Genomic DNA, 19,563 nt, shown 5'->3' on the forward strand with positions numbered 1-19,563 from the left:
CCCTCCGGCCCCACCACCACCAGCTCCCACTGCGGGTAGAGCTGGGCCTCCACCGACGCCAGGCACTCGCGCAGGTGGGAGGGACAGGCGCCCGCGGTGGACACCACCAGGGACAGCCGGGGCCGGTGCGGCAGGCGCTCCAGGGCATTCCGGGCGGCGTTCACGTCCGCCGGCTCCCGCAGCGTGCACCAGTCGTGGAAGTCCTCCAGCGCGGGCAGCGCCGGGGGCGGCGTGCGCACCCCGAGGATGGCGGCCAGCGCCACCACCGCCTCGCCGTTGAAGCGCGACTGCCGGCGCAGCACCTCGCCCCAGAGGGGCGCGGAGGCCCGCACGCTTCGGGGCAGCCCCGGACGCGCCAGCGGCCACGCCAGCGCCACGAGCCGCGCCACCCGGTGCGTGGCGTCCACGACGTCCGGCGGGCCCTCGGCGGCGACGGACAGCAGCGTCTCGCGCATCAGCGCGTTCCACTCCGCCTGGCGCGCGAGCAGCGGCTCCAGCACGGGCTTGAGGGCGCGGCGCCACGCGTGCCACGCCAGCTTCCAGGGCCGCGCCACCGGGGCGGATACGGTGGGCCCTTCCGCGGGAGGCCCTTCCGCGTCGAGCTGCGCGCGGACCCACGCCGTCAGGTCCTCGCGGCGGCCCTGGTCGCGCCGGGACTCCAGCCGCTCCAGCACCCGGAGGACGCGCTGGTTGAAGGCGCCCTGGGGCCGCAGCAGCTCGACGTGGAGCGGGCGCAGGCCCAGGACGAAGGCGCGCTTGGCGGCCGTCACCCACTGCCCTCCGGCGGCCCGGTGCGACGGCGGCACGGAGAACTCGAAGGGGACGGCGAGCCGGGCCGCGGCCACGAGCGGCGACAGCGCCGCGTTGGCCGGAGGCGCCAGCGTGCGCAGCCGCTCCGTCAGGACCGCGAGGGCCGGGGCATTCGCGCCGTCAGGCCCGGCGCGCAGGGCGGCGATCTGCTCGGCGAGCTCCGCGGCGGACGTCGATGCATGCCCCCCCTCGGGCATGCTCTGGAACAAGGTGCTCACTTCCCGGCGCCTCCCCTTTTCAAGCCCCCGGTCCGCGGCGTGCGGGGAGGCCTCCCCCCTCAGGAGGCCGCGGCATGCTTGGGCACGGAGACGGCCTGGACGGGGGCGGCCGGAGCCTCCTCCACCACCCAGGCATGCTCCGGCCGGAAGACACCCCGGTCGTCATGCTCGGTCGACACGGAGAAGGTGCAGCGCGCTTCGCGCCCCGCCTCCGGGTTCGCGTTGTTGCCCGTCTTCAGCTCCACGCTCAGCACGTAGGCGCCCCCCAGGAGCCCCACGCGCGGCAGCACGAAGCGCAGCCGTCCCTGCGGCGGCAACGGCGTCGGCAGCGGCACCCGGTCCGTCCGGGTGCTCGTCGCGTACAGCACCGGCCCGTCCGCGGACGCCAGCGTGAGGACGAACTCCACGTCCTCCACGGCCTCGCGCGCCACGTAGTCGATGCACACCTCCGCCCGCGTCTCCGGGGCGATGGTGCCCAGCTCCTCCCCACGAGGGCCCGTCAGCCACACCCGGGACACGGCGACCTGGGGCACGGGCGGCGGCGCGTCCGTGACGGGCGCACCCTCCGGCAGGCCCGGCAGCGCCCCGCCCCCTTCGGTCAGCGCGGGCGGGGTGAACACGGTGGAGCGCGCCTCCGCGAGCGACACCGCCTTGCGGTACTCGGCGGAGATCTCCGCGGGGGTGCCCATGCGACGGATGCGCCCGCCATCCAGCCACGCCGCCTGATCACACCACCGCTCCACGGTGGACATGTCGTGCGTGACGAGGACGATGGTCTTCCCCAGGCGCTTGAACTCCGTCATCTTCGCCATGCTCTTCTTGCTGAAGTGCTCGTCTCCGACGGCGAGGATCTCATCGATGATGAGGATGTCGGGGTCCACGTGCGTGGCCACGGAGAACGCCAGCCGCATGTACATGCCGCTGGAGTACGTGCGCACCGGCTCGTCGATGAACTCCCCCAGCTCGCTGAACGCGATGATGTCGTCCATCTTCGCGCGCACCTCCGCGCGGGACATGCCGAGGATGATGCCGTTGATGAGGATGTTCTCCCGGCCGGAGAAGTCCGGGTGGAAGCCCGCGCCCAGGTCCAGGAGCGCGGAGATGCGCCCGTTCACCGTGATGCTGCCGGAGGTGGGCGCGTAGATGCCGGTGATGAGCTTCAAGAGCGTGCTCTTGCCGCTGCCGTTGCGCCCCAGGATGGCCACCGTCTGGCCCTTGGGGATGCGCAGATTGACGCCCCGGAGTGATTCGATGAAGCGGTTCTGCTTGGGCGCGCGGTTGCCGCGCAGCCAGCGCACGAGCTCCGACTTGAACGTGGTGTATTCCCCCCGGATGGTCCTCTTCCGGAAGTTCTTCACCACGTCCTGGATGACGATGGCGTCCTCGGTCGGTGGGTTGGCCATCTAGATGGACTCCGCGAAGTCCTCGCGGCGGCTCTCGAAGATCTGCGTGGCACCCCACAGCAGGCACAGCGAGACGCCCAGCAGCGACATGAGCGGCACGACGTCCGGCAGCCGGTGCTCGTAGAACATGGCCTGGTACGAGGTGATGAGGATGGACATCGGGTTCACCACCTGCAGCACCCGCCGGTAGTCCTCCGGGATGGTGGACAGCTTGTAGAGCACCGGCGTGAGGAAGAACCACAGCATCATCAGGTTCATCACGATGTGCTGGAGGTCCCGGAACGTCACGTTGAAGGCGCTGACCGCGTACACCACCGCGAAGGTGAAGCACATCTGCACCAGCACCACGACCGGGAAGGCCACGACGTGCCAGGACGGCAGCACGCCGAAGAACAACCCCAGCACCACCATCAGCGGCAGCGAGAAGAGGAAGTTGCAGAAGTTGGTGGCCACCACCGTGGCCGGCAGCACCTGGGCGGGAAAGCGCACCTTGGTCATCAGGTCGCGCCGGTCGCTGATGGAGCTGGCCCCCGCCGAAATCGACGTGGAGAACCAGGTCCACGGCAGCAGGCCCACGAACAGGAAGTAGGCGTAGTTCGAGATCTGGTTCTTCATGAACACGCTGAACAGCAGCGTGTACACCAGCATGTGCAGGGTGGGGTTCAGGAACGTCCAGAAGAAGCCCAGCACCGAGCCGCGATACCGCGCCTTCAGCTCGCGCTGCACCAGGCTGAGGAGGAGCCCCCGGTACGAGTAGAGTTCCCGGAAGTTGCGAATCATGCGCCGGTATCCATACCGCAAACGGTCCGCCGGAGGCGAATGGCCCGGGAAACAGCAGGCCGTCCGCCCCTCGCGCGCCCGCCTGCTGTCGCGAGCCAAATCCCGGAGCCAGGGGGATAAAGAAAAAGGCCCCCTGGTTTCCCAGAGGGCCTTTGTTTTTGGAGCGGGAAAAGGGATTTGAACCCTCGACCCTCGCCTTGGCAAGGCGATGCTCTACCGCTGAGCTATTCCCGCATCAGGACCGCTTTACTGCGTGCTGCGCTTTCCGTCGGGCGGTGCCGCGCCGGAAGTGAGGTGGGGTATACCGAGGGCCTTCGGACTCGTCAAACACTTTTCGCATCCGGATCCGCATCCGCGCTTCCCCTCCGGGCGAGCATCCCCAGGAAGGCACGGAAGTAGACGACGGCGCTCCACACGGAGAAGGCGCCCGACAGGTACACCAGCACCTTGCCGACCTGGTTGTAGTCCACCGTCACGGTGCGGAAGCCCAGATCCAACGGGTGCACGTAGTGGACGCAGAGGGAGATGATCCCCACGAGCTGGAGGGACGTCTTCCACTTCCCCTCCTGGCCGGCGGCGATGACCATGCCCTCGCTGGCGGCGATGGTGCGCAGGCCGCTGACGATGAACTCGCGCGCCAGGAGCACGATGACGACCCAGGCGGCGATGCGGCCCAGCCGGACCATCATCACCAGGGCGGCCATGGCGATGAGCTTGTCCGCCAGCGGGTCCATGAACTTGCCCACCACGGTGATGAGGTTCCACTTGCGGGCCAGGTAGCCGTCCACCACGTCGGTGATGGAGGCCACCGCGAACACCAGGCCCGCGAGCAGCGAGTGCAGGGGGTCCGCGTCGTAGGTGAGCCACACGAACACGGGGATGATGAGGATCCGCCCCAGCGTGAGCATGTTGGGCAGGTTCCAGAACTCCTGCACCAGGATGCTGGGACGACGGGAGGCGCGCTTGCGGTCCCGCTCCTCGCGCTTGCGCTGCTTCCTGAGAGCTCGGTCCGAGGCCATGGGCGCGCTTTCTACCGGACCCCGACTGCGATGAGGGCAAAACCTTCACCGCCCAGCTCCACCGCCGAGCGCAGTGTCTCCCCGCCAGCGGACTGCAGCAGCGGCACCACGCGGGGGGTGAGGTTGCCCAGCCAGCCCACCAGGTGCGCCAGCGGCACCGACACCGGCGCGTCCATGGACACCGGCACCGAGCGCAGGGGCCCCGTGACGCTCAGGAGCACCCGCCCCTGTCCCCGCAGGTGCACGAGGTCCAGGTCCGGCGCCAGGTCCGACGGGACGCGGCCGTTCTCGAACACCACCGGCTCCTCGAAGGCGAAGACGCACGCGTCGCGCAGGTAGACGGACTCCTCGTCCAGCACCACGGAGACGAGCTGCCGCCCCTCCCCGGGCGCCACGTGCAGCGTCCCCTGCCCCCGGGCGCGCACCATGCCCTGCACGCCTTCTCCAAAGGGCTTGTCCGTGGACCGGCCCCGGAAGCGCTTCATCTCCGGCTGGAAGGTGACCTGCCCCTGCACGGCGAGGAGCCCGTCCAGGCGGGTCAGCAGCTCGCCGTTCACCGTCAGGGCGACGCTCACCGGCCCCTGCACGAACGGCTGACCCGGCTCCGTGCCCGGCAGCTTCACCGTGGGGATCCACTCGGTGAGCAGGGGCGGGTTCACGCCCGGTCGGGCTTCGGTGCCACCCGGGCCCGCCGCGGAGGGCGCCACGGGCGGGGCCCCTCGGGGCTCGCTCGCGGCCAGCGCGGCGGAGGTCTCCTCGAAGGCGGCGCCGGGCTCCGACTCCAGGTCGGAGGCGAGGACGGGAAGCTCCTCGGAGACCTCGATCTCCTCCGACACCGGCGTAGGGGGCAGTTCGTCGGAGACCTCCACGTCGTCGCCCGAGGCAGCGGCGTCCGTCGCGTCGTCGAGCGCCCGGGCCTCGTCGTCCCCGGAGGCGGTCGCACCGGCCCGGGCCGCGGGGGGACCCTCGTCCTCGGCGAAGCGCATCTCCTCGTCTCGCGCGGGAGGACGTGCCGTGGCAGGACGACGGGCCACGGCGGACGGAGCACCGCGGGGCGCCTCGTCCAGGCCGAACTGGGCACCCCAGTCGTTCTCTCCCTGCGGGGCGGCGTGGGGCGTGGCCTCACCCTCCTCGGGGCCTCCTTCCGCGTCGCGCGGCCGGGCCGCCGGGGCGGCGGGGGGACGGCTGAAGCCCTCGCCGGCGATGGCGCGCGACATCTTCTCCGCCATGGCGTCGCTGCCGGACAGGAGGAAGTGCTCGCGGGCGCGGCCGTACTCGCCCATCTGGGCGAAGGTCAGGCCCAGGTAGTTGTGGGCCTTCTTGTGATCCGGGGCCAGGTCGGTGGCGGTCTCGAACTCGCGCGCGGCGCGCTGGAGCGCGTTCGTCTTCAGGTACACGAGCCCCAGGTTGACGCGCAGCGTGGGGTCCACCGGGTTGTCCCGCACGAGCATCTCGTACAGGTCCGCGGCGCGGTCGAAGTGGCCGAGCTTGAAGTACGTCAGGCCCAGCAGGTTCTGGGCCTTCTCGTGACGCGGCTGGAGCTGGTGCGCACGCTCCAGGAAGTCCTTCGCTTCGATGACCTTGCCGGCGCCCAGCAGCTCTCCACCGCGGAAGAGCTGCTGAAGGAACTCCTCGTCAGCGGGGCCCGACTCCTTCGTCCCCTTCGTGCGCGTCGTCATTCTCGGGTGTGGGCTCACGGCTGCTGGCCTCGGCCTGGGCGAGCCGCTCGCGCTCCTTGTAGTGGGAGTAGAGCTGGAGGACCTTGCGCACGTACGCCTGCGTCTCTGCGTAGGGCGGCACCTGGCCTTTGTACTTCTTCACCGCGTCCGGCCCGGCGTTGTACGCGGCGACCATCTTCACCATGTCGCCGTCGAACATGTTGGCCAGCACGCGCAGGTAGCGCACGCCGCCCTCGATGTTCTCCTTCGAGTCGAAGATGTCCTTCACGTACATCTCCGACGCGGTGCCCGGCATGAGCTGCATCAGCCCGCTGGCGCCCTTGTGGCTGAGCGCGTTCGGGTTGAAGTTGCTCTCCGTGTGCATGATGGCGCGCACCAGCGCCGACGGGATGCGGTAGCGCAGGGCCGCCGTGGCGATGTGCGGATCCAGTTCCTGCGGCGTGCGCGAGCGGCCCCGCACGGGGGCGTTGGTGGCGGGCGCGGGCGTGAAGGTCCCGGACAGCTTGCGCGCCTTGCGCGCGCCCCCCGGAGGCACGTTCGTGTAGACGATGGTGCCGTCCTTCTCCACGTAGCTGTAGATGCCGTCCGCGACGGAAGCCGTGGGGGCGAGGGCCAGCAAGGCAAGAAGGGCGGTCAGGGCACGCATGTCGGCGGCCCAAACCTTAGACAACGGCCGGAAAGTCCTCAAGAAAACGCCTTGTTTCCAGCACTTACCGCCATTATGGCTGTTCGCCATGCCCCATCGGTTTGATTTCCTGGTCCTGGGCGGAGGCGTCGCGGGTCTGTCGTTTGCCCTGCAGGCGGCCCGGCACGGCACGGTCGCCGTGCTCACCAAGCGAGAGCGAGGCGAAGGCAACACCGCCTACGCACAGGGTGGCATCGCGGGGGTGCTGGCCCCCACCGACACGTTCGACGCGCACATCGAGGACACGCTCGTCGCGGGCGCGGGGCTGTGCCACCGGGACGCGGTGGAGGTCACGGTGCGCGAAGGGCCCGCGCGCCTGAAGGAGCTGGTGGCGCTGGGCGCGGAGTTCGACCGGCGCATCGGCGGCGAGTTCGACCTCACGCGCGAGGGTGGCCACTCCGCCCGCCGCGTGGTCCACGCGGGCGACATCACCGGCCGCGAGGTGCAGCGCGCGCTGCTGGCCGCGTGCGACGAGCAGCCCAACATCACCTTCTTCCAGAACACGGCCGCCATCGACCTGATGTTGGACCGGCGTCCGCACGCGGGCAGCGCCAGCCGGTGCGTGGGCGTGTACGCGCTGCTGGAGGACGGCGCCATCGAGCGCTTCCTCGCCAAGGTGACGGTGCTGGCGACGGGCGGCGCGGGCAAGGTGTACCTCTACACCTCCAACCCGGACGTCGCGACGGGCGACGGCGTGGCCATGGCGTACCGCGCGGGCGCGCGCATCGCGAACATGGAGTTCTACCAGTTCCACCCCACCTGCCTGTTCCACCCGGAGGCCAAGAGCTTCCTCATCAGCGAGGCCCTGCGCGGCGAGGGCGGCAAGCTGCGGCTCAAGGGCGGGCAGACGTTCATGGAGCGCTACCACCCCATGGGCGCGCTGGCCCCGCGCGACGTGGTGGCGCGCGCCATCGACGCGGAGCTGAAGCGCACGGGCAATGACAGCGTCTACCTGGACATGACGCACCTGGGCCGCGCGTACCTCACCGAGCGCTTCCCCAACATCTACGCCGCCTGCAAGGCCTTCAACATCGACATGGCCGTGCAGCCCATCCCCGTCGTGCCCGCGGCCCACTACCAGTGCGGCGGCGTGGTGACGGACCTGCACGGGCGCACCAACGTGCCGGGCCTCTACGCCATTGGCGAGGTGTCCTCCACGGGCCTGCACGGCGCCAACCGGCTCGCGTCCAACTCGCTGCTGGAGGGCCTGGTGTTCGGGCATCGCGCGGTGCAGGTCGCGGCGGAGGAGATCGCCTCGCTGTCGCACCTCAAGGAGGAGCCGCCGGCCTGGGACTCCGGCAGCGCGGTGGACTCCGACGAGAGCGTCGTCGTCACCCACAACTGGGATGAGATCCGCCGCCTGATGTGGAACTACGTGGGCATCGTGCGCACGGACAAGCGGCTGATGCGCGCACGCCGGCGGCTGGAGCTGCTGCGCGAGGAGATCCGCGACTACTACTGGCGCTTCAAGGTGACCCGCGACGTCATCGAGCTGCGCAACATCGCGGAGGTGGCGCACCTCATCGTGGACTGCGCCAGCCGCCGCAAGGAGAGCCGGGGCCTGCACTACACCCTGGACTACCCCCACACCGACGAGCACCAGGGCACGCGCGACACGGTGCTCTCCCGGGAGCTGTGAGCCGCCATGGTGAGCCCGCGCCGCACGCCGCATGACCTCCCGGGCCCCACGGGCCTGGGTGACGACGAGACGCCCTCGCCGCGGGGCCGCGACGGAGACGGTCCTCCTCCCGGCCCGCCCCGTCCCGAGCGCGCCCTGCCCCGCCCCTACCTCTGCTACGGCCTGATGGCCGGCGCGGTGGCGATGTTCTTCCTGGGGCGCTCGCTGGGACAGACGCTGGTGGGGCCGGACGGGATGCCGGTGGGAACCCTGCCGCCGTTGGCCCTCTTCGGCCCGGCGGTGCAGGCGGGCGAGTACTGGCGCCTGCTGGGCATGGTGTTCGAGCACGGCAACGCGCTGCACCTGTTCTTCAACATGTCCGTCGTCTTCACCATGGGCATGACGCTGGAGCGCGGCATCGGCAGCCTGAGGTTCCTGGCGCTGTCGCTCGTCACCGCGCTGGGTGGCTCCGCGTTCGCGCTGTTCTTCAACTTCAACGTGGTGACGGTGGGCGCGTCCGGGATGATCCTCGGCTGGGGCGGCGCGATGCTGCCCATCGCGACCCAGCAGGGCCGCAAGGACCTCTACTTCTGGCTGGTGCAGGTGGCGGTCATCAGCCTGCTGCCCGGCGTGAGCTGGGCGGGGCACCTGGGCGGGTTCCTCTTCGGTCTGCCGTGCGGCATGGCCCTGCGCCAGGGCCCGAAGTTCTACGCGCGCGCCATCCCCGTGCTGCTGTTCATCGCCGCGGCGGTGGCGCTCGTCGCCGCCCACCCCGAGCGGCGTGGAGGCTACTGACATGAGCGAGGTGAACGTGCGCAGCGTCTGCGTCTTCTGTGGCTCGCGCTCCGGCGTGCGCCCGGAGTACCGCGAGGCGGCCACGAAGCTGGGCAGCGCGCTGGCCCGGCGCGGGCTGACGCTCGTCTACGGCGGCGCCAGCGTGGGGCTGATGGGGACGGTGGCGGACGCGGTGCTCGCGGGCGGTGGCAAGGCCGTGGGCGTGCTGCCCCACTTCATGGACGCGAAGGAGCTGGCCCACCCGCGCCTGACGGAGCTGCACCGGGTGGACTCCATGCACTCGCGCAAGGCGCTGATGGCCGAGCGCGCGGACGCCTTCATCGCCCTGCCCGGCGGCTTCGGCACCCTGGACGAGCTGTTCGAGATCGTCACCTGGGCCCAGCTGGGCCTGCACCGCAAGCCCATGGGCCTGCTGGACGTGGACGGCTTCTTCCAGCCGCTGCTCGCGCTGGTGCGGCGCATGGTGGAGGCCGGGTTCGTCCCGGAGACGCAGGCCCTGCCCTTCGCCGTGGAGCCTTCGGCGGACGCGCTCCTGGACCGCCTGCTCGCGGGGCCCACGATGCCGGTGACGGCGAAGTGGCTGAAGGACGGCCAGCAGACCTGACGTGAGGTCCGTGGGCCGCCAACGCTTCAGCGCGCCTGCACCTTCATCTCCGCGTTCCCCAACGACGAGGCCACGCGCAGCATCACCTGCTCGGTGCCCTCGGGGATGACGGGCTCACCGCTCGTGAAGGTGAGCGGGAAGCGCACGCGGTAGCCCACCCAGAAGAGGCTGGTGTACGGGTAGTAGGCTTGCACGTTGAGGTCCACCCGGCCGATGCGGCGGATCTCCATGGGCGTCACCTCGCCCGCGGGCGTCACCAGCGCGATCCGCCAGATGCTCTTCTTGTGGGCGAAGTCGTCGTAGCGGAAGTCGTTGACGTGCACACCCAGGAAGAACTCGTTGAACTTCGCGGCCTCTGCCTGTTCCTCGGCGAGCAGCGCTTCCACCTTCACCGCGGGCAGCGTCTGGAAGAGCGCCCGGCGGCGGACGCGGGCGTCGCGGAAGGCGGGCGTCTGGAGCGTGGCCCCCGCGAAGATGCGCGTGTCGAAGCCGTCGTAGATCTCCTGGCGGTCCGAGTACCGGTCCAGCACCGCCATGTAGGCGGCCTCCGCCTTTGGATCCTCCAGCGTGGGCGCGAGCTCCCCGACGACGGGCGGCGCGCTGGAGCAACCGCCCAGCGCCCCCAGCAGCACCACGGCCCCCAGCAGCCTTCTCACGGGATGAAGTCCTTGCGCGTGAACAGCGTGGTGAGGCGATGGCCCGTGGCCTCCACGGCCTCGCGTCCCCCCTCCAACCGGTCCACCAGTGCGAAGGCGCCCAGCACCGTCAGGCCCTCCAGCTTCGCCCGCTCAATGGCCTTGAGCGTGGACGCGCCCGTCGTCACCACGTCCTCGACGATGGCCACCGGCGCGCCGGCCGTCAGCGCGGACAGGCCTTCAATCCACTGCCCGGTGCCGTGCCCCTTGGGCTCCTTGCGCACGATGAACGCGTGCAGCGGCTGGCCCTCCAGGAAGCTGGTGAGGCTCACCGCCGACGCGAGCGGATCCGCGCCGAGCGTCAGCCCGCCCGCGGCCACCGCCGACGGGGCGTCGCGCCGGATGGCCTCCAGCAGCAGCCGTCCGATGAGGTAGTGCCCCTCGGCGAGCAGCGCCGTGCGCTTGCAGTCGATGTAGAAGTCCGACTCCTTGCCGGAGGAGAGGACGACGCGACGGCGCTCGAAGGAGCGCTGCGTGAGCACCTCCAGGAGCCGGGCGCGATCGCGAACGAGCGGTTCCGCCATGGCTACAGACCCTCCAGGTACGCCACCAGCTGCGCCGAGTAGCGCAACTGCATCAGCAACTCCGCTCGGCGGGACTCGTCCAGCGCGGCGAACACGTCCGCCAGCAGCGACAGGTCCTGGTTGAGGGCGCCCATGCGCTGGGCGACGTCCGCCGCCAGCTCATCCGCGTCGATCTCCTCCTCCACGCCCTCCGGCGCCAGCGTCTCCTCGGTGGCGAGCGCCTTCTCCAGCATGTCGCGCACCGGCGCCGTCAGCCGGCCTTCGGCCTCCAGCGAGTCGCGCTTGGCCTCCAGCACGTCGTGCTCCACCGGCGAGGCGTGGATGGCGTCCGCCAGGGACAAGAGCAGCGCGTCCTCGTCGGACAGCTCCTCGTGCACGCGGACCTGCACGTGGTCGCGCTTGAGGAAGCGCAGCGCCGCCACGCGCCGGAAGCCGCAGATGAGCTGGTAGCGCTCGTCGCCGCGCGGGCGCACGTCCACCGGGAACAGCTGCCCCAGGCGCGCCAGGTCCGTGGCCAGCTCGGACACGTCGCCCTCGTCCCGCAGGCGGAAGGTGGTGTCCTCCTCCAGTCGCTCCAGCGGCAACACCATCGCCGTCACCTGTCCCATCACGCGAGGCTCGATGGCCTCCACGCGGGGCTCTTCGCCCGGGGTCGCTGCGTCTTCGGATCCGTCAGGGCCCGCGGAGCCGGACTCCTCCTGGCTCGCACGGCTCGCCACGTCCCAGATGCCGGCGTTCAGGAGCGCGTCGTCCACCCCCGACACCGGGCCGGACCGCGACGCGTCCTGCACGTCCTTCGCCTCACCACCGCCTTCGCTGCCCGAACCGGACGAAAGCTCCACGTAGCGCCCGGTGCTCGTGGGCTCCGGGGAGGCCTGGGTGTCCGTCGGGGACGCCGCGCCTTCTGCGTGCTCCGCGGTGTCCTTCGAGGAGGCAGCGTCGTCTTCGGCCGCCCCGGCGCTCTTCGCCGTGCCCGCATCCTCGCCGTGCTCCGTGGCGTCCTTCGAGGCGGTCATGCCTTCCTCGGACTCCGCAGCGCCCTTCGACGAGCCCGCGCCTTCCCCAGATTCCGCGGCGTCCTTCGCAGAAGCGAAGCCTTCCACGGACCCGGTCGCGTCAGCGGCACCGCTGCCCGGGTGCGCGCCACCTGCTTCGGCCTGCTCCGCGCCGGTATTCACCGGACCGTCGGCCACACCACCCTGCCCGGCAGGGTCCGTCCCGGTCGCTTCCACCTGCGCTCCACTCACGGCCTCGCCACCCGCTCCCGCCTGAGAGGCGCCTTCGGAAATGACTTCCCTGCCCGCGTCCTGCGCGTGCGGGGTCCCTGCCGCGCCCTCGCCGTGCTCCGGCGGGGCCGCGTCGGACGCGCCCTCGTGCTGGGACGGCGTCGCGTTCTCCCCAGGTGTGCCTGACATTCCTTCCTGTCCCTCGGCCCTGTGCTCGGCGTCCATGGTGGCACCCCCGGTCTGTTCCACCCCCGCGCCGCCGGAAACGACGGCGCGGTGGGCGGGCTCTAGCGGGACTTCTTCACCACGACCTTCTTCTTCGCGCCAGCCGCCACCACGCGGGACACGGGCGCTGACGCACTGCTCGCCTGCTCAGTGGACGCCGGACGCGGCGGCTCGGCCGCGCGCGGGGTGAACGCAGGCGCCGCGGGGGGCGGCGGAGGCAGCGGCTTGGCGGACGGACGCGACACGACCGTGGCCGGCCCCGTGGTGGCGGGCGCGGTGCGCGCGGGAGGAGGCGGCGGCGCGGGCGGCGTGGCGGCACGCGGGGGCGCCGCGGGCGGCGTCGGAGGCCGGGGCGGCGTGGCGCCCGGACGCACCGTGGGGCGCGTGGTGGCCTGCGGCCGGTTCACGGCGGGGCGCTCGGCCGGCAGACGGCCCGGCTCCACGTCGCCCATGTCCACGCGGCCGCGGAAGCTGGCGCCGTCCACGATGATGACGCGGGGGGCGCGGATGTCGCCCACCATGCGGCCCTCGTGGGTGAGCTCCACGCTCTCGGTGGCGTTGATGTTGCCCACCACCACGCCGCTGACGATGGCGTTCTTCACCGCCACGTTGGCCTTCACCACGCCCGAGGGCTCCACGATGAGGGTGCGGCTGAGGGTCAGCTCACCCTCGACGCGCCCGCGGACCGTGAGGTCCTCGTCACCCGTGAGACGACCGCTGATGAGGATGGACGGCCCCACCACGGTGTTGTCGACGGTATTGCCTGCGAGCTCCTTGGCGGTGGCCACGGATCAGCGCTCCTTCATGTCCATGTCGACGTTGCCCTTGAAGGAGGCACCGTCGGCGATGAGGATGCGCGGGGCCTTGATGTCGCCCACGACGCGGCAGTCCGTCTTCAGCTCCACCTTGTCGCTGGCGACGATGTTGCCCGTCACGCGGCCGGCGATCTCCACGTTCTGCGTCTCGATGTCCGCCTCGACGACGCCGGAGCCCTCCACGTAGAGGCTCTCCTTGAGGGAGATCTTGCCCTTCACGGTGCCCTGGATGACCAGGACCTCGTCACCGGAAATCTCCCCGTCGATGACGATGCTCGAACCAATGACCGTATTCGCCATGAGTGTTGTCCGCCTTCTCGAAGCTTGCGACTGGGGGGGCTCGTGGGACGAACCCCGGTGGATGCTAGATGTCGTCCGGCAACTTCACGTCCATCTCGATGGAGCCGTTGAACACGGCCCCATCTTCGATGACGACGCGCGGGGCCTTGATGTCGCCCGCCACCTTCGCCGAAGCGTTGATGGCCACGCGCGTGGAGGCATCGATGTTGCCGCTCGCCTCGCCGTTGATGGTCAGCTCCTCGGCGCGGATGTCCGCCTGCACGCGGCCGGTCCCCTCGATGGTCAGGTGGTTCTTCAGGGCGATCTGCCCCTCCACGCGTCCCTCGATGACCAGGTCGCCTCCGCCCGTGAGGTTGCCCCTGATGACGATGCCCTTGCCAATGATGCCCGTTTCACCCTGTGCCATGAGGCGATCCTCGCCAGCGCCTGCTCCCATCCGGAGCGGGGCGGACTGATTATGTCAGAGATGCGCGGAGATCCAGCCGGAGATGTCCTGGAACACCGTGGAGCGCTCCCGCTCATTGAGCGGTTCGTGCCGCATGCCGGGGTACTCCTTGAACTTCTTGTCCGCCGTGGCCGTCGCTTCGAAGAAGCTCCGCGCCGCCGCGGGCAGCGCCACCCCGTCCTCCTGTCCGCACAGCACGAACAGCGGCACTTGAATCTTCGGCGCCAGGAGCAGCGCCTCCGCCTGCGCCAGCGTGGACTCCACGAACCAGCGCGGCGTGGCGAAGGGCACGTACAGCGGGTCCGCGCCGACTGCCTTCTGCAGCTCCGGGTCGGTGGTGAGCATGTCCGGGGTGAGGCCGGAGCTGACGGACAGCCACGGCACCACGGAGCCCACCATGCGGGCGGCGAACACCTTCACCGCCGGAGGGGTGATGGCCAGCTTGAGGTAGGGCGCGGAGAGGATGGCCCCGGAGAGGCCCTCCAGCCCCTTGGCCAGGGCGTGCACCGCCATCAGGCCGCCGTGGCTGTGGGCCAGGAGGAAGATCTTGTCGGTGCCGGCGGCGCGGCGCACGCGCTGCCAGAAGCCGTCCAGGTCCTCCAGGAAGTCGGTCCACTTGTTGGCGTAGGCCCGGCGGCCGTCGGCGCGGCCGTGGCCCCGGTAGTCGAAGCCGTGCACCGCGAAGCCGTCCTGCACCAGCGCGTCGATGACGGGGCGGTAGCGCCCGATGTGGTCACCGTAGCCGTGGACGACGGCGACGTGCGCGCGGGGCGTGCCCGAGTCCGGCAGGTCCAGCGTCCAGAACAGCCGGGTGTTGTCCTTGCCGGTGAAGAAGCCTTCGTCGTGGCGGGCCATGGGTGATGGGACCTTAGCGGCCCGCCGCGGGCGAGGGTAGCGCCTTCAACTTGCGCTCCAGGGCCGTGCGCTGGCCGGCCGGTTCGGCGGCCTCCGGCTCCAGGGTGAGGACCTCCAGCGCGCGCTTCCAGGACACGGAGGCATCCGTGGCGCGGGCGGCCTTGAGGTAGGCGTCTCCCAGGTGCTCCAGGATGGCGGGCTCGTCGGGGGCCAGGTCCACGGCGCGCTCCAGCAGCTCCACCGCCTTCCGGGCCTCGCCGCGCTGGAAGTACACCCACCCCAGCGAGTCCACGAAGGCCGCGTTGTCGGGCCGGAGCGCCAGCGCGCGCCGCACCAGCCGCTCGGCCTCGTCCAGGTCCATGCCATGCTGGGCCAGCAGGTAGCCGATGAAGTTCATCGCCGCCGCGTGGTCCGGCGCCACCAGGAGCACCGTCCGCATGCGCGCCAGCGCTCCGGTCACGTCGCCCTGGCGCTCCAGCGCCGCGCCCAGGGAGAAGAGCAGGTCCTGATCCTTCGGCGAGCGGGCCACGGCGTCGCGCAGGAGGGCGAGCGCCTCCTTGGCGCGCCCCTGACGCTCCAGCAGGCCGGCGAGCGCGTCGTACGCCATCGCCGCGCCCTCCCCGCCCAGGGCCTCGCGCAGCACGGCCTCCCCCTTCGTGGGCGAGCCGCTGCGCTCCAGCGCCCGGGCATGCGCGATGCGCAGCTCCAGGTCGGCCGGCGTCTCCTTCACGGCGGCGCGGTAGAGCACCAGCGCCCGGGCGTGGTCGCCCGACAGCGACAGGCACCGGGCCCGCCGCACGCGGGCATCCGGGAACACCTCCGCGTCCGGGGGCACCTCCCCGAAGGCGGTGGCGGCGGTGGAGAAGCGGCGCATCCGCTCCGCGACGAGGCCCGCGTAGTACGCCAGCCGGGGCTCGCCCGGACTGTCCTTGCGCGCGGCGGCCAGCACGGCCTCCGCGGCGGCGGACTGGTGCGCGGAGAGGTAGCTGAAGGCCACGCGCACCGCGAGCTCCGGCGACGAGGACAGCGACAGCAGCCGGTCGAAGTACGCCCGGGCCCGCGTCACCGAGCCGCCCTTGAGCGCGGCCCGGCCCGCCGACAGCAGCACCTCCCGGCTGTCCGGATCCGCCTCCAGCGCGTGCGCCAGCGCGTCCTCCGCCTCCTTCGCCCTCCCCGCCTCCTCGTGCAGCCGGGCCAGCGTGGACCACACCTCCACGTCGCCCGGGTCGCGTTCGGCGGCCTTCGTGAGCAGTCGCTCGGCGCGGGCCGTGTCGCCGCGTTCTGCCAGCGCGAGCCCCAGCCGCCGGTAGCCGGAGGCCTCGCCGGGCAGCGCGTGCGCGAGCGCCTCCACCACCTTCACGGCCTCATCCGGCGCCTTCGCGTCCAGGTGCAGCTGCGACAGCACCAGGTAGGCCTCCGGGTCGCGAGGGCGCAGCGCCACCGCGCGGCGCAGGTGCTGGCGGGCGCGCGAAAGGTGGCCGGACTCCATCAGCACCCGGCCCAGGAGCACGTGGGCGGGGTGGTACGTGGGGGACTTCTCCACCGCCCGGCGCAGCTCGCGCTCGGCGCGCACCAGGTCGCCCAGGCGCGCGTACTCCTCGCCCAGCTGGGTGAGCAGCTGCGGGTTGCCGTCGTCGGTGGCCAGCGCGAGGCGCAGCTCGTCCACCGCGCCCCGGTGGTCGCCCTCCAGGTGCAGCAGGCGGGACTGGAGGTAGTGCGCGTAGCTGGCGGACGACGCGGCGGGGTCGTCGTGGGCCGCCGAGTCCATCGCTTCGCGCATCGCCTCGCGGTCGACGTGCGCGGCCGGGGCCTTGCGTGAAGGCGCCGCGCTCGCGCCTCCAGTGGCCAGGGCGAGGCACAGCACGGAGGCGCGGGTGAGGAGCGGGAGCACGCGGGGCCAGTGTAGCGCGGAGCGCCCCCATTTTCCGTCAGGGGGCACTCCAGGGCTAGAGGAGTTCGGGCGGCGGCGCGCCCAGCTTCTCCAGCAGCTTCTCCACCGGGTCGCTGTCCTGGCTGACGTCCGCCAGGGCGGCGCGGTACTCGATGGAGGTCACCTTCTCCACGTCCGGCATCAGGCGGTTGATGACCGTGCGCGCGGCGTCCGCGTTGCACTCGGGCAGCACCACCGCGAAGACGCCCTGCCCCAGGTGGGCGATGGCGTCCGGGTGACGCACGCGCTTGCGCATCACGTCCGCCATGTTGGAGGGCAGCGCCTCCAGGGAGCGGTCCGGACGGAGCACCGCCAGCGTGAGCGAGCGGTGGTAGCGCCGGCTCCGGGCGACCTCCTGCTCCAGCCGCAGGAGCAGGCCGCGCCGGTCATGCAGCCCCGTGGCGGGGTCGCTCCCGGTGCGCTTCTGGAGCGGGGCCGACTTGTCCTGCTGCTCCTTCTCCCCCTGGCGCAGCTTGAGGGCCCGCTCGGTGCGGTTGAGCAGCTCCACCGCGTTGAAGGGCTTCGCCATGTAGTCCACCGCGCCCAGGTTGAGCGCGCGGACCTTGTCGGCCACGCCCTGGTGGGCGGACAGCAGGATGACGGGGATGTGCGCCGTGTCCGACGAGGACTTGAGCGCCATGGCCGCATCCAACCCGTCCAGCTTGGGCAGGAAGACGTCCATCACGACGAGGTCCGGCCGTGAGGCGCGGGCCTTCGCCAGGCCCTCCGCGCCGTCGCGCGCCACCTCCACGCGGTACTTCGAGCGCAGCACCTCCGACAGCACCGCGGCGATCTCCGGCTCGTCCTCCACCACCAGCACGCGCGGCTGCTCGGGCGCGGCGCCGGCCGCCGGCTGGGGCCGGGGGTTGCGCGCGGCCTCCTGGGCCAGGGGCAGCGTGAAGACGAAGGTGCAGCCGCCGTCGGTGGGGCTCTCCGCCCAGATCTCCCCGCCGTGCAGCTCCACGAACTCCTTGCAGATGGCCAGCCCCAGCCCCGTGCCCTTGGGCCCGTGGCGGTAGCGGTCGAACACGAGGTGCAGCTCGTCCGGGGGGATGCCCACCCCGTTGTCGCTCACCATCACCCGCACCGCGTCGCCGTCCGGACGCGACAGCCGCTGCGTGCGCACCACCACCTCGCCCTTGGTGTCGCTCGCGTGCTGGATGGCGTTGCTGATGAGGTTCTGCAGCACCTCGTGCAGCTTCACCTCGTCGCCAATCAGCATCAGGCTGTCGGGGCACTCGGAGCGCAGCACCACGGGCTTCTCCGCGGCGAGGATCTCCAGCTCCGCCACCGCGTCGCGGCACAGCTGCGCCACGTCCAGCACCCGGGGCTCGATGGACAGCCGGGCCGCCTCGCCCTTGCCCTTCTCCAGCAGGGACTCGACCAGGGTGAGGATCTTCCGGCCCTGGCGGATCATCGCCTCCGCGGACTGCTTCTGCTGGGTCTCCAGCGGGCCTTCGAGCAGCAGCCGGCCGTGGCCCAGCAGCACCTGGAGCGGCGCGCGCAGGTCGTGGCTGCACACCGCGATGATCTCGTCCTTCAGGCGGTTGAGCTCCTTCAGGCGGCGGTTCGCGTCGTTGAGCTCGCGGTAGCGCTCCACGTACGCCAGCTCCATGTCCTCGCGCTTCTTCTTCACCGCCGTGTGCAGGCGCGCGTTGCGGATGGAGTTGGCGAGCACGCCCGCCACCGCCTGCGCGAACTCCTGCTCGTCGCGCCCGATGGACGTATCCCCCCGCGACACGCGCAGGAAGAGCGCGCCCAGCAGGTCGTCCTGGCAGATGAGCGGCTGCACCAGGATGGACTTCACGCCCACCGGCAACAGCGACGTGCGCACCTCCGCCATCAGCGGATCGCGCTGCGCCTCTTCAATCAACACCGGCTGGCGCGTCTCCAGCGCGCGCCGAAGCTCCGGGTAGCGCGCCACCTCGATGTCCAGCTGGACGAGGCTGGGGTCCTCCTGCGTCGCGACGACCGTGGCCGTGCGCGCGTGGCTGCCCTCCACCAGCACCACCGAGCAGCGGTCCGTGCCGGTGACCTGGCCCACCTTCTCCACCGCGATGCGGAGGATCTCCTCCAGCTCCAGGGAGCTGGTCGCCGCCTGGGTGATCTCCAGCAGCATCCCCATGCGCAGCCGGATGCGCTCCTCGCGCTCCTTGAAGCGCCAGGCGCGCAGGGCCGACTCCAGCCGGGGCACCAGCTCATCCGCGCCGCGCACGAAGTCGTCCACCGCCAGCCGCTTGAAGGCCTCCGCGGAGCGCGCGCGGCCCTGGTCCACCAGCACCGGCAGCCGGTTCAGCTTGTCCACCTTGCGGACCGTCTCCAGCAGCTCGGCCGCCCGCTTGGCCGTCACCGACAGGAGGACGACTTCCGGCTGGAGCTGATCCACCATCTCCGCCAGCCCGGCCTCCCGCTCCGTGGACGCGCACTGGTAGCCGCTCGCCGTCAGTCGCTCCACGAGCGCGTCACCGGCGGCCTTCGCCGCCAGCACCAGCACCCGGCCCCGCTGTTCGGACAGCATCTCGATCCTCACGGCATGCCTCCGCCCCGCCCGGACAGGGAACGACACTGCGAATACCCGTTGGGTGCGTCAGGAGTCATGGTCGATTCTGGATCATGCCGTCTAACCCGACTCTGGGCCAGCAGATGGCCGGGCCTCTCCGAGTGAGAAGGTGAGAGAAAGGGCGCGACGTATACCCCGGCCCGACGTTCACGCCCCGGATTCCGTGCGTGCATGACGATCCCGTGACGCGGGGAATCCGGGTCCGTTTTCCCTCGGGGGGAGTGATGTCTGGACCCACGCGGGAACATCAGGGCTGTGACTTTCTTCCCATACCGTTTGAGGAAGCCTGCCTGGAAGCAGGGTGGGCGGCCTTCGGGCGTGGGGTGGAGGCACGCCCCCGTGCTCCTGAAAAGTACTGCGGACGCGCTTCGCGATCA

The 19,563-nt window shown here is 71.3% G+C and carries 18 protein-coding genes and 1 tRNA gene; 3 read left to right on the top strand and 16 right to left on the bottom strand.

Going from position 1 to position 19,563, the window contains the following annotated elements; translation table 11 throughout:
* From D7X12_RS15945 to D7X12_RS15975, 7 genes are all read right to left on the bottom strand, one after another.
* A partial coding sequence (locus tag D7X12_RS15945; protein WP_500683234.1) for a serine/threonine-protein kinase occupies positions 1-1,028 on the bottom strand: 1,028 nt, incomplete at its 3' end.
* A gap of 59 nt (positions 1,029-1,087) precedes the next feature.
* On the bottom strand, positions 1,088-2,431 hold the full coding sequence (locus D7X12_RS15950) for an ABC transporter ATP-binding protein (protein ID WP_120626126.1): 1,344 nt from the start codon (positions 2,429-2,431) through the stop codon (positions 1,088-1,090).
* A complete protein-coding gene (locus tag D7X12_RS15955; RefSeq protein ID WP_120626127.1) occupies positions 2,432-3,211 on the bottom strand; it encodes an ABC transporter permease in 780 nt (259 codons plus the stop codon). It abuts the gene before it with no gap.
* Between the two features lie 159 nt (positions 3,212-3,370).
* Positions 3,371-3,445: transfer RNA gene (locus D7X12_RS15960), tRNA-Gly, on the bottom strand.
* Between the two features lie 89 nt (positions 3,446-3,534).
* Entirely contained in the window at positions 3,535-4,230 is a 696-nt protein-coding gene (pgsA, locus tag D7X12_RS15965) for a CDP-diacylglycerol--glycerol-3-phosphate 3-phosphatidyltransferase (RefSeq protein ID WP_120626128.1), read from the bottom strand.
* A gap of 11 nt (positions 4,231-4,241) precedes the next feature.
* Positions 4,242-5,909: a tetratricopeptide repeat protein gene (locus D7X12_RS15970; RefSeq protein WP_120626129.1), complete on the bottom strand. Its 1,668-nt coding sequence runs from the start codon at positions 5,907-5,909 to the stop codon at positions 4,242-4,244.
* Positions 5,866-6,555, bottom strand: coding sequence for a lytic transglycosylase domain-containing protein (locus D7X12_RS15975; protein WP_120626130.1), 690 nt, complete (start codon positions 6,553-6,555; stop codon positions 5,866-5,868). The genes D7X12_RS15970 and D7X12_RS15975 overlap by 44 nt, the downstream gene beginning before the upstream one ends.
* 88 nt (positions 6,556-6,643) lie before the next feature.
* On the opposite strand from D7X12_RS15975, the gene nadB reads away from it, so the two are divergent.
* The 3 genes from nadB to D7X12_RS15990 are packed head-to-tail and all read left to right on the top strand — an operon-like array spanning position 6,644 to position 9,611.
* Positions 6,644-8,233 (top strand): L-aspartate oxidase, encoded by a 1,590-nt coding sequence (gene nadB / locus D7X12_RS15980; RefSeq protein WP_120626131.1) that lies wholly within the window; start codon positions 6,644-6,646, stop codon positions 8,231-8,233.
* A 6-nt stretch (positions 8,234-8,239) separates the two neighbouring features.
* Positions 8,240-9,007, top strand: a complete 768-nt coding sequence (locus tag D7X12_RS15985) for a rhomboid family intramembrane serine protease (protein WP_120626132.1) — start codon at positions 8,240-8,242, stop codon at positions 9,005-9,007.
* Positions 9,008-9,017: 10 nt separating this feature from the next.
* On the top strand, positions 9,018-9,611 hold the full coding sequence (locus D7X12_RS15990; RefSeq protein WP_120626148.1) for an LOG family protein: 594 nt from the start codon (positions 9,018-9,020) through the stop codon (positions 9,609-9,611).
* A gap of 26 nt (positions 9,612-9,637) precedes the next feature.
* On the opposite strand, the gene D7X12_RS15995 is transcribed toward D7X12_RS15990, so the two are convergent.
* The 9 genes from D7X12_RS15995 to D7X12_RS16035 all read right to left on the bottom strand — a co-directional run bounded on the left by D7X12_RS15995 (position 9,638) and on the right by D7X12_RS16035 (position 19,144).
* Positions 9,638-10,267: a hypothetical protein gene (locus D7X12_RS15995; protein ID WP_120626133.1), complete on the bottom strand. Its 630-nt coding sequence runs from the start codon at positions 10,265-10,267 to the stop codon at positions 9,638-9,640.
* On the bottom strand, positions 10,264-10,830 hold the full coding sequence (gene pyrE / locus D7X12_RS16000) for an orotate phosphoribosyltransferase (protein WP_120626134.1): 567 nt from the start codon (positions 10,828-10,830) through the stop codon (positions 10,264-10,266). The genes D7X12_RS15995 and pyrE overlap by 4 nt, the downstream gene beginning before the upstream one ends.
* A 2-nt stretch (positions 10,831-10,832) precedes the next feature.
* Positions 10,833-11,846 carry a ParB/RepB/Spo0J family partition protein gene (locus D7X12_RS16005; RefSeq protein ID WP_244224587.1) on the bottom strand — a complete coding sequence of 338 codons (1,014 nt, stop codon included), beginning with the start codon at positions 11,844-11,846 and terminating at the stop codon, positions 10,833-10,835.
* Between the two features lie 497 nt (positions 11,847-12,343).
* On the bottom strand, positions 12,344-13,069 hold the full coding sequence (locus tag D7X12_RS16010; protein WP_120626136.1) for a bactofilin family protein: 726 nt from the start codon (positions 13,067-13,069) through the stop codon (positions 12,344-12,346).
* A 3-nt stretch (positions 13,070-13,072) separates the two neighbouring features.
* Positions 13,073-13,396, bottom strand: coding sequence for a bactofilin family protein (locus D7X12_RS16015; protein WP_120530631.1), 324 nt, complete (start codon positions 13,394-13,396; stop codon positions 13,073-13,075).
* Between the two features lie 64 nt (positions 13,397-13,460).
* Positions 13,461-13,802, bottom strand: a complete 342-nt coding sequence (bacN, locus tag D7X12_RS16020; protein WP_120612003.1) for a bactofilin BacN — start codon at positions 13,800-13,802, stop codon at positions 13,461-13,463.
* A gap of 54 nt (positions 13,803-13,856) precedes the next feature.
* Entirely contained in the window at positions 13,857-14,696 is an 840-nt protein-coding gene (locus D7X12_RS16025; protein ID WP_120626137.1) for an alpha/beta hydrolase, read from the bottom strand.
* 13 nt (positions 14,697-14,709) lie between these two features.
* Entirely contained in the window at positions 14,710-16,587 is a 1,878-nt protein-coding gene (locus tag D7X12_RS16030) for a tetratricopeptide repeat protein (protein WP_341868222.1), read from the bottom strand.
* A gap of 55 nt (positions 16,588-16,642) precedes the next feature.
* Positions 16,643-19,144: an ATP-binding protein gene (locus tag D7X12_RS16035; protein ID WP_120626138.1), complete on the bottom strand. Its 2,502-nt coding sequence runs from the start codon at positions 19,142-19,144 to the stop codon at positions 16,643-16,645.
* Between the last annotated feature and the right edge of the window lie 419 nt (positions 19,145-19,563).

The organism is Corallococcus sicarius (assembly GCF_003611735.1).
Lineage (GTDB): Bacteria > Myxococcota > Myxococcia > Myxococcales > Myxococcaceae > Corallococcus > Corallococcus sicarius.